The sequence below is a fragment of the Nitratidesulfovibrio oxamicus genome, assembly GCF_015731765.1.
Lineage (GTDB): Bacteria > Desulfobacterota > Desulfovibrionia > Desulfovibrionales > Desulfovibrionaceae > Cupidesulfovibrio > Cupidesulfovibrio oxamicus.
In genome coordinates, this window is sequence record NZ_VRYY01000475.1 from 1 (window position 1) to 13366 (window position 13366).

A 13366-nucleotide genomic window follows, 5' to 3' on the forward strand; every position below is an offset into this window, starting at 1 on the left:
GCTGTTCGGCATCGGCATGGTGCTGGCCGCGCAGCTGACGGCGGAAGGCGCGGGCTGCCCGTCCGAGAGGAACGGGCGGGACGGGAACGGCAGCGGTGAATGCGACCCGCAGTCCCCTTCGCCGCTGGCCCGGCAGGTGGCGGTGAACGCGGTGAAGCTGCTGGCCCACCCGGCGCTGACCTGGCTGTGCCTGTGGGCGTTGGGGGTGCGCGGGCACTGGCTGGGCATGGGGGTGCTGTTCGCGGCCATGCCCACGGCGGCGGTGGCCTACGTGGTGGCGGAAAGCTATGGCGCGGGCACGCGCGACACCTCGCGGGCCATCGTGGTGAGCACCATTCTTTCCGCGCTGACGCTGTTCGGCACCGTGGTGCTGCTGCGGCATCTGGAATTGTTGTAGCGGCCATCCCCCAGAAGGCGGGAGAAAGGCGAAAAAGAAGCGCGCCGCATACCCTTGCGGGTACGCGGCGCACATGTTGCCTTGGCTCTGCCCGGCGCGTGCGCCGGTGGATTGCGGGGCGGTGCCCCTCGGTTGCAGCGGGCCTTCCGCTCGCCTGCCTTTCCTTCCTTCCTTCCTTCCTTCCTTTCAGGATAAGCACGGCCCGGTTGGCGGGCAAGGGCTTCGGGGGCCGGGGCGATTTCCAAAGGAGGATTCTCGTTCGTTGGCGAGGAAAATGGGCCTGCCATGAAGGCGTATGCTCTTGCTGTATTCGACGGAGATGGCAGGCGAAATCTGACGTGGCCAACGGGCGAAAGAACAATTTGGAAGCAGCCCCTATACGAAGCGGTCGACGAGTATCCCCGTCATCTCGTCCCGGGCGCGCACAACGGCTGCGTTGGCTTCAAAGGCGCGCTGGTCCGTGAGCATGCTGACCATCTCGTTGGCCACGTCGGTGTTGCTGCCTTCTATGGCGCCTGTCTCCACCGTAACGCTGCCGTCTTCATGCACCACGCGGCGCAGGTCCATGCGCAACGGACCTTCGGTGGTGCTCTGGCGGATTTCCGCCACCTGCACGCCCCGCTCCTGCCCGTCCTGTCCGTCCTGCCCGTCTTGGCTGGCAGGACCGGTTTGCAGACGCACGTCGGACGCACGGAATTCGTCCGTGTTCATGTTCGCCACGTTGTTGGCCGTGACGGCCATGGACGTGCCGAAGGCATCCAGTGCGCCGAGCGGTGTGCCGAATCCGTCGATCATGGCGTGTCTCCTGCGCGGAGGCGGTCTCCCCCCGTTTCCTGTCCCCGTCCCCTGAACAGATATTAAAACCGATTACGACGCCTGTCACGGGGGGCAAGGGGGGCCGGGGGGACACGGAAGGCGGGAAGAGTAATCGCGCGCGTGACGGCGCGGCGGTTTGCGCTCGGCGCGAGCGCACGAAAAAAGCATCCCCGGCGGATGGTTGCCGGGGATGCCTGCAGTGCGTGTGATTGGGCAACGGTCTGCGAAAAGGGCGGCGCGAAAACCGCGCCCGGCTGCAGGGACGGCTAGCCCTTGCGCACTTCCCGCTCGATGCTGGCGAAGGCGTTGTGGCAGTGGATGGATTCGAAGCTTTCCACCTCCACCCGGAACCAGGCCACGTGCGGGTGGGCTTCCAGGCGCTGGGCCGCCGCGCGCACCACGTCTTCCACAAAGGTGGGGTGGGCGAAGGCGTCCTCGGTGACGTACTTTTCGTCCTCGCGCTTCAGCAGGGTGTACACCGGCGACGAACCCGCCGCCTCGGCCAGGTCGATGAATTCCTCCATCCAGCTGAACCCGGTCATGCGGATGGACATGCGTACCACGGCGCGCTGGCTGTGCGCCCCTTCGTCGCTGATGGCCTTGGAGCACGGGCATACGGTCATCACCGGCACTTCCAGTTCCAGCAGGAACGAGGGTTTGCCGTCGCCCAGTTCGCCGGTCAGGCGGCATTCGTACCACACCAGGCCGGAACTGCCCGTGGAGGGCGCGCCCTTGCGCACGAAGTAGGGAAAGCGGAACAGCGCGTACGCCTTGCGGGCGTGCAGCCGTTCCTTCACGTCTTCGAGCAGGCGCTTCATGGAGTTGTAGTCCAGTTCCTCGGACCAGTTCTCCAGCGCCTCGACGAAGCGGCTCATGTGGGTGCCCTTGAATTCCGCGGGCAGATCCACGCCGATGTCCACGGTGGCCACGGTATGCTGGCTGCCCTGGGCCCTGTCGCGGACCACCAGGGGCAGCTTTAGGTTCTTCACCCCCACGCGGTCGATGGGCATGGCCACGAGTGCGGGGCTGTTCTGTACGTCTTCCATGTGATGCCTGAAAAATCCTTACGTCAGATCCTGACCGGTAGTGGTAAGCGAAAGCTTGCCGTGCTTCACGCCCTTGGTGGAAATGAGCCGCTGCGACAGCGCGCGCACTTCCGCGCCGGGGCCTTTCAGCACCAGCACTTCAAGGCAGTTGTGGTGGTCCAGGTGCACGTGCAGCGAGGTGATGATGATGCCGTGGTGGTCATGCTGGATTTCTGTCAGCCGCTGGGCCAGGTCGCTCTTGTGATGGTCGTACACGATGGTCAGGGTGCCCGCGATTTCGCGGTCAGTGTCTTCCCATTCCTGCTGGACCAGGGTGTTGCGGATCAGGTCGCGGATGGCTTCCGACCGGGTCTGGTAGCAGCGGTCGTCGCACAGGGCATCGAACTTTTCGAGCAGGTCGGAATCGAGGGAGACGCCGAAGCGGATTGTGCGGCCCATAACGGCTCCTGTGGTTGCGGTGGCGGTGTCCTGCGGGATGTTGGATGAAATCCTGAATGGAGGCGAAGTTTCAGGGCGAACCCCAAATTAGGATTTTTGTCCGTTGGCAAGGAAAACAAGCCCGCCATGAGGGAGTATGCCTTAACCGTTAGGCGAGCATGCGAGCCTTACGGAGGAGGTCCGCAGCGCGCTCTTATCGTATTCGACCGATATGGTGGGCGACGTTTGACGTAGCCAACGGGCAAAAGGACAATTTGGAGGAAACCTAGGTGCGCGGGGGGCGCATCTCCCAGAGATGTATGGTGACACGTTCGGCCTGCCTGTACAGCGCGTCCACCTGCATGGTGCGGGCGCAACGCGTGGTCCAGCCACGGGCCTCCAGGGTTTCGCGGAAGGTAGCGTACACGTTTCTGCCCGGTTCCGCCACCCAGACCATCCCGTCGCGTGCCACGGAATAGTCCAGAAAGTCGCTGACTGGTGTTACGAACCGGCGCTCGTACATGATGTCGCCTGCCCAGACCATGTCCAGCGAACGGGCAGCCACGGCGGGCATGCGCCAGTCCATCACCGTCCACAGGGGCTGCGCCACGCCGTTGCGCGCGGCGTTCAGCCGGGCAAAACGCAGGGCTTCTTCCTCGTAGTCCATGCCGATGACCCGCGCGCCCAGCCACTGCCCCACGATGGCCGCAAGCCCCAGCCCGCAGCCCAGGTCCAGGCAGCGGCGGCCTTGCAGGGCGGCGCGGTTTTCGGCCAGCCACTCCGCCAGGCCAAGGCTGGCGGGCCACAGTTCGGTCCAGTAGGGCAGCCGCTCGTCGTCCACGAAGGCGGCGCGTGCCGCGTTCGTTGTGCCGGTGGTATCGGCAACGGGGTTGGGGGCATCGCAGGCGGCCAGTTCTTCCCACAGCGATTCGAGGTCTGCGTGGCGCTCCAGCGTCCAGGCGCGGCCACAGGCATGCACCTCGACCACGGGTGCGTAGGTGTCGGGGCGGCAGCGTGCGGGCGCGGATCCGGACGAAGCGCCGGACGAGGAAGATGGCGGGGTGGACATGGGTGTTTCGGATAGCAGGGACGCCCGCGCCCGTCCACCATCGGTATGGAGCGGGGAAGGGCGTGATGCCGCGTCAGGCTGCGCCGCCCGCTTCCGCCATGTGCCGCACAGTACATTCCGGTCACGACCAGCGTACCTTCCTTGCCTGCCGCCCCCCGCGCTCCATGCCGTCAGTGCGCGGGCGCGGGTGGGGACGCTGAAAGGCAGGGTTTCGCTGGCAGGGGCGGGGTAATGGCAGGGACGGGGATGGCCTGGTCAGGTGCGAACACACGATCACCGCCGCTCCGCCTTCGCGTCGCCTCGTTGACCGGCGCGGGGCGTGGCCCTATGTTGCGGGCGCACACCACAACCCCGCGCGGACGCGCGGACGGGAGACACATGCACGACGCCCCGCTGGCGGGCCTGCACCGCCTTGTCTGGACGGCCCTGATGGCCGCGCTCATTGCCGTGGGGGCCATGGTCATGCTGCCCGTGGGGCCGGTGCCGGTGACCTTGCAGACCCTGTTCGTGGCCTTGGCCGGGCTGGTGCTTGGCCCGGCGCGCGGGGCCGGGGCCATGCTGTTGTACGTGCTGGCCGGGGTGATGGGATTGCCGGTGTTTTCCGGCGGCAAGGCCGGGTTCGCCCATCTGCTGGGCCCCACCGGGGGTTATCTGTTCGGGTTCGCCTGCATGGCCTGCATCGCCGGGTTCGGCGGGCTGAGGGGCCGTGAAGCGCGGGACGCCGCCATCCGCCTGCCCCGTGTCGCACTGGCCCTGTGCTGCTGCCTTGCCGGGCTGGCCGTGGCCTATCTGGCGGGCGCGGCCCGGCTGATGCAGGTGCTGGATATCGACGTGGCGCGCGCCGTGGCCGTGGGCGTGCTGCCCTTTCTGCCCGGCGACGTGGTGAAGGTCGTACTGGCCGTGGCTGCATGGCGGTTTCTGGCCGTGCGAAGGCTGTTGCCCCGATGATCGTCGCCAAGGGGTTGCGCTACACCCATCCCGGCACCCCGGCGGGAACTCCGCCCGCTCTGGACGGGGCGGAGTTTTCCGTGCCGCCAGGCGCGCTGCTGTGCCTGTGCGGCGTCAACGGCAGCGGCAAGTCCACCCTGCTGCAACTGCTGGCCGGGCTGCTGCGGGCGGAAGGCGGCACGCTGGACGTGGCCGGGCACCACTGCCCCGGCGCGGAAGCCGCGCTACGCCGCCATGCCGCGCTGGTGTTGCAGGACGCGGACATGCAGATGCTGGGGGCCACGGTGGCGGAAGATCTGCTGCTTACCGCGCCGCCCGCCCACACCCCGCAAGGCGCGACCGCCCTTGCCGCCGCGCGAGAGGCGGCGGACCGGTTCGGCCTTGCCGCGCACTGGGACAGTCCGGTGCATACCCTGTCCTACGGGCAGAAGCGCAAGCTGTGCCTGGCCGCCGCGTTGCTTGCCGCGCCTGGCCTGCTGCTGCTGGACGAGCCGTTCAGCGGGCTGGATCATCCGGCGGCGCTGGAACTGCGCGACATCCTGGCCCGCAACCGGGCCGCCGGGCTGACCCAGGTGGTCTCGGTGCACGAACTGGAGCCGGTGGTGGACATGGCCGACCTGATGCTGGTGCTGGACGGGGGGCGGCAGGTGCTGTTCGGCCCGCCCGCCGCCGTGCTGGACCGGGTGCGCGCCCATGGCATCCGCCCGCCCTGTTCATGGACGGCGCGGCGCGAGATCGTTCCCTACGAATGAGGGCGCGCCTCCGGGTACGCAATGCGCGGTACGCCGGGGGGCAGGCACGACCTAGCCCCGCGCGGGACGTTTCCCGCGCGGGGTTGCGTCATGTTCGGCGTTTGGCCCTCGGTGTCCTTCGTCAGGTGCATTGCGTCCGGCGTATCTGGTCTGGCGTATCGGGTCTGGCTCCGGGCGTTTGCCCCCGGGGCCGTCACCGGGAGGGATGCCTTGGCGCCGTTGTCGGCAGGGGATTCCTCCCCGGCGACTAGCCGTGCTCGTGGTCGTGGGTGTCGCCGCCGTCGTGGGCATGCCCCATGTCGTGGCTGTGCGCCTCGTGGGTGTGGACGTGCTCGTGTTCGTGCCCGTCGTGCCCGTGATCGTGCCCGGCGGCGCCGTGACCATGTTCGTGTCCGTGCCCATGGGTATGGACGTGACGGTGCTCGTGGGCATGGGTGGTGCCGTCGGCATGGGTGTGTTCATGCACGTGGGCATGCTCGTGGGCGTGTTCGTGGTCGTGCCGATGTTCACCGCCCTTGCCGTGGGCGTGCGCGTGGCGGTGTTCGCGCGGTTCGCTGCCGGTGCCGCAATTGCAGGTCTTGCACATGGTGCGCCTCCTCATGAATGGGCGTTGGGCTGGCTGGGACGGGGTGCTGACCAGCCATGCAAGCCTCCGGCGGAGCGGTTTGATCCCGCCCAGCCGGAGGCTGCTGTGCATACTGTCATGCCTGTTTGCAGTCGCGTCAAGATGCAGCAATGCGGGGTGGCGACGCCAGCATTGCTGCGGCGCGGTGCGTCTACCTGCTGCGCCCGGTGCCCAGCGCCACGCCCACCATGACCACACCGGCGGCCAGCATCTGGGTGGCGTTCAGGGTTTCGCCCAGCCACAGCCAGCCGAACCCCACGGCGGCCACGGGCACCAGGTTGATGAACGCCCCCACGCTGCTGGCGGGCAGGTGGCTGGTGGCCCAGTTGAACAGGCCGAAGGCGCCCAGCGACGAACCCGCGCCCAGATAGATTACGGCCAGCACCACGTCGGCGGGCCATTGCCCGGCACCGGCCAGCACCGCGTACGCCCCCGGCGCGAAGAACAGCGCCCCGGCCAGGGTCTGCAATGCCGTGAGGGTCCATGGGTTCCAGCGAAAGCCGCCGTGCCCCCCATGCTCCCCATGTGCGGACAGCCTGCGCACCAGCACCATGTTGCCCGCCGCGCAGACCATGGCCAGAAGTTCCAGGATGTTGCCCAGCAGCGGGTCGGGAGCGGATTCGGTGCCCGCGCCGCCGGACAGGGTCAGCCAGGCCACCCCCGTGCACGAAAACGCCACCCCCACCCACAACCGGGGCGAAGGCCGTTCGCCCAGAAACAGCCATGCCCCCGCGCCCACCAGCAACGGCACAGAGGCGGAGATGACCCCGGCCTGCGATGCCGTGGTAAGCTGCATGGCATTGGATTCGCACAAAAAGTACAGGCACGGCTGCAACAGCACCGTGGGCAGAAGCAGCAACTTGTGCCGCCGGGGCACGCCACTCCAGAAGCCGCGCCGCACCAGCCTGCCGGATGACGCCACGGTCACCGTGCGGGAGGGGAACAACCGGGTGGCGAAGGGTGCCAGCAGCGCCATGGCCACCATCATGCGCGCCCACATCAGCGGCATGGGGCCAAGGGCCTGCACGGCCACTTTCATGGCCGGGAAGGACAGGCCCCACAGGGTTACCGCGCCCAGGGCCGCCAGTGCGGGCAACAGCAGCGAGGCCCGGGCGGGGGCATGGCCGGAAAGTTCGGGGGCGTGGGCGGAAGGGGGCACGGTGTCGGCGGCGTCTGTGATGGCGGCGGCATCGGGCGCACAGGGTGCGGAATCGGACATGGAAGGCGTCTCCGTGGTTATGGTGTGCGCCGGATGTATCGCGCTGCAAGGCTGTGCGTCTTGCACGGAGTTTTTGCAGGAAATTGCGGTTGGGGTGGGTGGGGTGTTTGGCGCGGACATGCTGCCTGCAAAGTCCGTAGCTGTGCGGTCGCCATCCGTAAGGTTCGCGCAAGCGCTTACCTGACGGCTGCCGCTTTTGTGGCCGAGCGGCGTTGGCTTGGCATTTTTGATGCTCGCGTACCAACGTACAGCGTTGCTTTCGCCATCCGCAAGACTCGCGCGTTGCGCTCGCCTGACGGCTGCCGATCTCCGCTCAAAAACGCCAAGCCGCCTTGCCCGGCCACAAGAAATCGTAATTTCTTGCATCGCGTCCGCACCAGCCCCCCCGCGCCGGAAAGACCGGCGCGGGATACAAGGAAGAAAGGCTGCCGGACAGAAGCATCAGAAACTTGCGGCGAGTTGCGCAAGGGAACGGGAACTTCCCTGCAGAGTACCCGCATCTGCGCAATGCATCCGCGCCACGCAAGCCTGTTCTCGAGGGTCGCGCCGCATTTCCTTTAGGGGCCATTTTCTGGATCAGGGTTTTCGTTCGTTGGCGAAGTCTGACGGCGTTGCGCACGATGCCCGTAACGCCAGCAAGCTCGCCTGACGGGCACGCTTCGCGCCCTCCGGGTCGGACCCAACGGGCGAAGGGACAATTTGGAAATGGCCCCTTACCGGTACGCCTTCTCGAAAATCGCAATCACCGCATCCTCGCGCAGGTCCACCGGGGTGACGGCGAACAGCCCGCCCATGGTTTCGCGCGCATTGCGGGCCAGGGCGGGTATCTCCTCGCGGGTCACCCCGTAGTCGGACATCTTCAGGCCATCCAGCCCCACGGCGGCGATGAGCTTGCGCAGCGCCGTGACAAGGGCCAGCCCCTGCTCGCGCAGTTCCATGCCCTCGATGTCCTCGCCCATGGTCACGGCAAGATCGGCGCAGCGCTTGGGCTGGAAGCGGGCCATCACCTCGAAGTAGGGCAGGGACAGCATGACCAGCCCGGCGCCGTGCGGCAGGGCCGGGTGGTGGGCCGACAGGGCGTGTTCCAGCGAGTGGTGCGAGATGCACGACGACAGCGACTCGCACAGCCCCGCCGCCGTGGACGCCCACGCCAGCATGGTGCGTACCTGCACCGAGTTGCCGTCTTTCACCGCCTGCGGCAGGAACTGGGAAATAAGGCTGACCGCCTCCAGCGCCAGCAGGTCGCTGGAGGGCTGGCGCGCCGTGGAAAGATACGCCTCCGCCGCGTGGAAGAAGGCGTCCATGCCGGTCATGGCGGTCACCGCCGGGGGCACGCTGACCATCAGCATGGGGTCCACGATGGACAGTGCGGGGTAGGTGGAATCATCGCCCCAGCCGATCTTTTCGTTGGTGTCCTCGCGGGTGATCACCGTCCACGGGTCGGCCTCGGTGCCGGTGCCCGCCGTGGTGGGAATGGCCACCACCGGCAGGGCCGGGCGCTCTGGCCGCTTGCGCCCGCCGGTGCCGCTCTGGATGTAGTCCCAGTACGAGCCGGGGTTGGCGGTGGCCAGCGCGATGGATTTGGCGGAATCGATGGTGCTGCCCCCGCCAAGGCCCAGCACGAAGTCGCAGCCTTCGGCGCGGGCCAGCGCCGCGCCCTCGTCCACGTGGATCAGCACGGGGTTGGGCTGGATTTTTTCGAAGATCACGGTGGCGCAGCCGTTCTGCGCCAGCAGGGCCAGCACCTTGTCCAGATGCCCGGTGCGCCGCATGGAGCCGCCCGCGCTGATCACCACCAGCGCCTTGCGGCCCGGCAGGCGGGTGCGGCCAAGCTCGGCCAGCCTGCCCGCGCCGAAGATGATGCGGGTGGGCATGTGGAACGTGAAGTCGAGCATGGCGATCTCCTTGGGCTGTGCGCGGTGGCGCGGTGGGGGACTGCGGGATGTCGGGCGGCCTGATTCAAGTCGGACGTAGGCAGGACTCCGGGCGAACGTCGGGGCTTCGGGCAACCGGAGGCTGATGGCCGACCTGACGTCCAGGGGCAGGCCCGGCAAGCCGAGGGGAAAAAAGTCCGCGCGCCGGTTCCTTGCCGGGTCCGCAAGTCTCCGTTCGGGGCAAGGCGACCGGCGCGCGGGATGGATGTGTCGTCGCGGCGTGCGGCTACTTTTCCAGAAACGCCGTGTAGGCAAGGCGCGTGGCGTACAGGTCGGCCACGCTGGCCAGTTCGAACGGGCTGTGCATGGACAGGACAGCCGGGCCGAAGTCGATGATGTCCATGCCGTAGGCGGCCAGGTACATGGCCACGGTGCCGCCGCCCCCGCCGTCCACGCGACCCAGTTCGGCCATCTGCCACGGAATCTTGCGGCCGTTCAGCACGCCGCGCAACCAGCCCACGTATTCCGGGTGGGCGTCGTTGGCCTCGTACTTGCCCCGGTGCCCGGTGAACTTGCAGAAGCACGGGCCGTGACCGATGACGGCGGCGTTGAGCTTCTCGTGCAGTTCCTGCCAGTCGGGGTCGATGGCGGCGTGCACGTCGGCGGACAGGGCGCGGGTGGCCAGCATCACGTCGCTGAAGCGGGCGGCGGGCTGCCATGCGGCGATGAGGTCTTCGATGCAGTATTCGAAGAAGCGCGACTTGGCCCCGGTGGAGCCTTCCGAGCCGATCTCCTCCTTGTCCCAGAACAGCACGCACTGCGGCTGTTGCGGATTGTCCGCCGCCAGCAGGGCTTCCAGCGCGGCGAACACGCAGATGCGGTCGTCCTGCCCGTAGCCGCCGACGAGGGAGCCGTCGAGGCCCACGTAGCGGGCGGGACCGGCGGGCACGGCCTGCAATTCCGCGGAGTACAGGTCTTCCTCTCGGATGGCGTACTTTTCGTGCAGCAGGGCCAGCATGCGCGCCTTGATGGGGTCTTTGGGGGCATCCTTCTTGGAGGTGCTGTCGGAGGCGGTGGCGTTGCCGTTGGCGGCTACGGGCGCGGCGGCGGTTTCGGCAGAAGCGGCGGCATCACCGGAGGCTTCTTCCGTCACCGGCTTCGGCATGGGGCGGTGCCCCAGCACGATGTTCAGCTTTTCGCCCTCGAAGGCGTCGGCGATGGTCTGCCCGGCCTGCTTCTGGGCCAGATGGGGCAGCAGGTCGGCGATGGTGAACACCGGTTCCGCCGGGTCTTCGCCCAGGGTGATGCGCACCGACTCGCCGTTTTCCTTCACCACCACGCCGTGCAGGGCCAGCGGGCGGGCCAGCCACTGGTACTTGCGGATGCCGCCGTAATAGTGGGTCTTGGCCTGGCCGATGCCCGCCTGTTCCAGCAGCGGGCGCTGTTTCAGGTCCAGGCGGGGGGTGTCCGCGTGCGCGCCGATGAGCCGCAGCCCCTGCGACAACTGGGCGCGGCCCTTGCGGGCGATGAACACGGTCTTGCCCTTGAACACCCGGTAGACCTTGTCGTGGGCGAAGTTTTCCGTATAGCCCGACGCGCGCAGACGGGTGACCACGTAGTCCACGGTTTCGCGCTCGGTCTTGCAGCGGGACAGGAAGTCCACGTAGCGGTCGGCCAGTTCGCGCATGGCGGCCTGATGCTCTTCGCTGGCATAGGCTTCCCAGCAACTGGTGGTATCGAAGTCGAGTTTGTCCATGAAGGTTCCTTTCGGGGAAATGCCCGTATGTGTTGCGGCGCGGTGCCGCGAAGGTGTCGCAAGGGGCGTTGGGTTTCGCAACGCAGCGAAGGACTAGGTAATATCTCTTGCGGCGGGGGGCAACAATGGGGTTGGGGGGTGGGAAGAGGAGATGCCTGTTCCCGGGGGGGGCTGTCGGGGGGGGCGGGGGACGGGCTGAAGAACAGACAAGGTGTGCCCGGCGCACGCGAGGCTGAACGCATGCGGAAAGCCGGAAGAACGGGGATGTTTTGCGTTGCAGGGAAAAGTGGACTATCTTGGCGTGCCACCCCTCCATATCAACAGCCGGCGAGCATACCGTGAACAATCACAAATACATGGCATTGCTGCATCACCTGGCGTCGCGCAGGGAATCGGGCGCGCTGCTCGAACTGGACGATCCCTATCCCGTACGGCCCGTGAGCAGATGGGGGCACGGAAAACCGCTGCATCAGGGGCTGGTGAGCCTGTTCAACGCCCGCAGGGCGGACTACGCCCCGGTTCTGGAGGCCATCGCCCGGCACGAACCCGCATTCAGGGGCATACCCGCCGAGGCTCCGGCGGACCCCGTCAGTCCATACTGGAACAACGGCTGGCTGCCGCCGCTGGACGGCATGAGCATCTACACGCTGGTGGCGGAACGCCGCCCCGCGCGGTTCATCGAGGTGGGATCCGGCAATTCCACCAAATTCGCGGCCCGGGCCATACGCGACCATGGAGCGCCCACGCGCATCGTGTCCATCGACCCCAGCCCCCGCGCGGAAATCGACGGGCTTTGCGAAACCGTCATCCGCTGTCCGCTCGAAGACATGGACCCCGCGTTCTTCGACACCGTCACCGCCGACGACCTCGTCTTCGTGGATTGCAGCCACAGGGCCTTGCAGAATTCCGACGTGACGGCCTTTTTTCTGGACATACTGCCCTTGCTTCCGGCGGGATGCGTGTTCGGGGTGCATGACATCTGCCTGCCCGCCGACTACCCGCCGGGGTGGGAAAAGCGCTACTACAGCGAACAGTACATGCTTGCCACCCTGCTGCTGTACGGGGCGCAGGGGTTCGACATCCTGCTGCCGAGTTACCATGTCTCGCTGGTGGCCGAATTGCGCCTGCCGTTGCGTTCCATGGAATCCTTCCTGCAAGGGGTGGGAGCCGGGTGCTTCGGCAGCATCTGCTGGCTGCGCAAGCGTTAACGGGTGCTGCCTGCGAGGTGGCGCCGCAGGGCATGTCCCGAACGACAAAACCGCCCGTCGAGGGCGGTTTTGTCGTTTCCGTACGAAGGGAGGCTGTGGCTACACCTCTGCCCCTTCCTCCCGCCGCGAGCGCAGCAGCCCCTCGAAATACTCCACCGTCTTGCGCAATCCATCTTCCATGCTCACGCGCGGCTCCCAGCCCAGCTTTTCGCGCGCCTGACTGATGTCCGGGCGGCGGCGGCGCGGGTCGTCCTGCGGCAGCGGGCGAAAGTCGATGGTCGAGCGCGAGTTGACGAACTCGATGATGATCTCGGCCAGGTTCAGGATGGTGCGCTCCTCCGGGTTGCCGAGGTTCACCGGCAGGTGCGCGTCGTCCGGGGCGTGCATCAGCGCGGTCAGGCCGTCCACCATGTCGTCCACGTAGCAGAACGAGCGGGTCTGGCTGCCGTCGCCGTAGATGGTGATGGGCTTGTCCTGCAGGGCCTGCAGGATGAAGTTGCTGACCACGCGGCCATCGTTGGGGTGCATGCGCGGGCCGAAGGTGTTGAAGATGCGCGCGATGCGGATGGGCACCCCGTGCTGGCGGTGGTAGTCGGTGAACAGGGTTTCGGCGCAGCGCTTGCCCTCGTCGTAGCACGAGCGCGGGCCGATGGGGTTCACCCGGCCCCAGTAGTCTTCGGTCTGGGGGTGGGTTTCCGGGTCGCCGTAGACCTCGCTGGTGGAGGCCTGGAGGATGCGCGCCTTCACCCGCTTGGCCAGCCCCAGCATGTTGATGGAGCCGTGCACGCAGGTCTTGGTCGTCTGCACCGGGTCGAACTGGTAGTGGATGGGCGACGCCGGGCAGGCCAGGTTGTAGATTTCATCCACTTCCACGTAGAGCGGAAAGGTGATGTCGTGGCGCAGCAGTTCGAAACGCGGGTGGTCCTGCATTTCCTGCACGTGGTCGCGCGAGCCGGTGAAGAAGTTGTCCACGCACAGCACTTCCGCACCCCGGTCCAGCAGGCGGCGGCACAGGTGCGAGCCGATGAACCCCGCGCCCCCGGTGACCAGGATGCGCTTGCGGGCCAGTTCCTTGAATTCGCCTTGCTGCATGGGGTCTCCTGTGCTGGCGGGCTGTGGGGAGCGGAAAGTTGGGCTGGGCCGTGCGGGAATTCGCTAGCCGCGCCGGGCGCGCGACGCACGCTTGCCGGGCCGGGCCGCATCGGGTGAGCCGGGCAGACCCAGGGCCTGTGCCAGCGC

13 protein-coding genes are annotated in these 13366 nt (G+C 67.3%); 4 read left to right on the top strand and 9 right to left on the bottom strand.

The annotated features are described in order from the left end of the window. On the top strand, window positions 1–397 hold a 397-nt coding region (locus FVW20_RS14150; protein ID WP_196610118.1), incomplete at its 5' end, for an AEC family transporter. A gap of 375 nt (window positions 398–772) precedes the next feature. Here the strand turns inward: FVW20_RS14150 and FVW20_RS14155 are convergent. The 4 genes from FVW20_RS14155 to FVW20_RS14170 form a co-directional block, all read right to left on the bottom strand. Beyond that, the gene (locus FVW20_RS14155) at window positions 773–1192 is read right to left on the bottom strand and encodes a flagellar basal body rod C-terminal domain-containing protein (protein WP_196610119.1); all 420 of its coding nucleotides are present in this window, start codon (window positions 1190–1192) and stop codon (window positions 773–775) included. Between the two features lie 287 nt (window positions 1193–1479). Further along, window positions 1480–2259 (bottom strand): GTP cyclohydrolase FolE2, encoded by a 780-nt coding sequence (gene folE2 / locus FVW20_RS14160; protein ID WP_196610120.1) that lies wholly within the window; start codon window positions 2257–2259, stop codon window positions 1480–1482. An 18-nt stretch (window positions 2260–2277) separates the two neighbouring features. Further along, the gene (gene nikR / locus FVW20_RS14165) at window positions 2278–2697 is read right to left on the bottom strand and encodes a nickel-responsive transcriptional regulator NikR (protein WP_196610121.1); all 420 of its coding nucleotides are present in this window, start codon (window positions 2695–2697) and stop codon (window positions 2278–2280) included. A gap of 265 nt (window positions 2698–2962) precedes the next feature. Next, entirely contained in the window at window positions 2963–3745 is a 783-nt protein-coding gene (locus tag FVW20_RS14170; protein ID WP_196610122.1) for a class I SAM-dependent methyltransferase, read from the bottom strand. A 378-nt stretch (window positions 3746–4123) separates the two neighbouring features. Here FVW20_RS14170 and FVW20_RS14175 point away from each other — a divergent pair, with 378 nt between their 5' ends. Continuing rightward, window positions 4124–4693 (top strand): biotin transporter BioY, encoded by a 570-nt coding sequence (locus tag FVW20_RS14175; RefSeq protein WP_196610123.1) that lies wholly within the window; start codon window positions 4124–4126, stop codon window positions 4691–4693. Next, window positions 4690–5445 (top strand): ATP-binding cassette domain-containing protein, encoded by a 756-nt coding sequence (locus tag FVW20_RS14180; RefSeq protein ID WP_196610124.1) that lies wholly within the window; start codon window positions 4690–4692, stop codon window positions 5443–5445. Before FVW20_RS14175 ends, FVW20_RS14180 begins: the two co-directional genes overlap by 4 nt. Before the next feature lie 247 nt (window positions 5446–5692). Here FVW20_RS14180 and FVW20_RS14185 read toward each other — a convergent pair whose 3' ends face one another. The 4 genes from FVW20_RS14185 to FVW20_RS14200 all read right to left on the bottom strand — a co-directional run bounded on the left by FVW20_RS14185 (window position 5693) and on the right by FVW20_RS14200 (window position 10919). After that, window positions 5693–6031: a hypothetical protein gene (locus tag FVW20_RS14185; RefSeq protein ID WP_196610125.1), complete on the bottom strand. Its 339-nt coding sequence runs from the start codon at window positions 6029–6031 to the stop codon at window positions 5693–5695. A gap of 190 nt (window positions 6032–6221) precedes the next feature. Further along, the gene (locus tag FVW20_RS14190) at window positions 6222–7289 is read right to left on the bottom strand and encodes a DMT family transporter (RefSeq protein WP_196610126.1); all 1068 of its coding nucleotides are present in this window, start codon (window positions 7287–7289) and stop codon (window positions 6222–6224) included. Between the two features lie 713 nt (window positions 7290–8002). After that, on the bottom strand, window positions 8003–9184 hold the full coding sequence (locus FVW20_RS14195) for an iron-containing alcohol dehydrogenase (protein ID WP_196610127.1): 1182 nt from the start codon (window positions 9182–9184) through the stop codon (window positions 8003–8005). 265 nt (window positions 9185–9449) lie between these two features. Continuing rightward, window positions 9450–10919 (bottom strand): aminopeptidase, encoded by a 1470-nt coding sequence (locus FVW20_RS14200; protein WP_196610128.1) that lies wholly within the window; start codon window positions 10917–10919, stop codon window positions 9450–9452. 338 nt (window positions 10920–11257) lie between these two features. Here FVW20_RS14200 and FVW20_RS14205 point away from each other — a divergent pair, with 338 nt between their 5' ends. Next, window positions 11258–12127: a class I SAM-dependent methyltransferase gene (locus FVW20_RS14205; RefSeq protein ID WP_196610129.1), complete on the top strand. Its 870-nt coding sequence runs from the start codon at window positions 11258–11260 to the stop codon at window positions 12125–12127. Between the two features lie 99 nt (window positions 12128–12226). Here FVW20_RS14205 and FVW20_RS14210 read toward each other — a convergent pair whose 3' ends face one another. Then, entirely contained in the window at window positions 12227–13219 is a 993-nt protein-coding gene (locus FVW20_RS14210; protein ID WP_196610130.1) for a UDP-glucuronic acid decarboxylase family protein, read from the bottom strand. Between the last annotated feature and the right edge of the window lie 147 nt (window positions 13220–13366).

Coding starts and splice junctions, on each gene's coding strand:
- FVW20_RS14180 (WP_196610124.1), top strand. CDS start 4,690: ATGATCGTCGCCAAGGGGTTGCGCTACACCCATCCCGGCACCCCGGCG.
- FVW20_RS14185 (WP_196610125.1), bottom strand. CDS start 6,031: ATGTGCAAGACCTGCAATTGCGGCACCGGCAGCGAACCGCGCGAACAC.
- FVW20_RS14170 (WP_196610122.1), bottom strand. CDS start 3,745: ATGTCCACCCCGCCATCTTCCTCGTCCGGCGCTTCGTCCGGATCCGCG.
- FVW20_RS14155 (WP_196610119.1), bottom strand. CDS start 1,192: ATGATCGACGGATTCGGCACACCGCTCGGCGCACTGGATGCCTTCGGC.
- FVW20_RS14190 (WP_196610126.1), bottom strand. CDS start 7,289: ATGTCCGATTCCGCACCCTGTGCGCCCGATGCCGCCGCCATCACAGAC.
- nikR (WP_196610121.1), bottom strand. CDS start 2,697: ATGGGCCGCACAATCCGCTTCGGCGTCTCCCTCGATTCCGACCTGCTC.
- folE2 (WP_196610120.1), bottom strand. CDS start 2,259: ATGGAAGACGTACAGAACAGCCCCGCACTCGTGGCCATGCCCATCGAC.
- FVW20_RS14175 (WP_196610123.1), top strand. CDS start 4,124: ATGCACGACGCCCCGCTGGCGGGCCTGCACCGCCTTGTCTGGACGGCC.
- FVW20_RS14210 (WP_196610130.1), bottom strand. CDS start 13,219: ATGCAGCAAGGCGAATTCAAGGAACTGGCCCGCAAGCGCATCCTGGTC.
- FVW20_RS14200 (WP_196610128.1), bottom strand. CDS start 10,919: ATGGACAAACTCGACTTCGATACCACCAGTTGCTGGGAAGCCTATGCC.
- FVW20_RS14195 (WP_196610127.1), bottom strand. CDS start 9,184: ATGCTCGACTTCACGTTCCACATGCCCACCCGCATCATCTTCGGCGCG.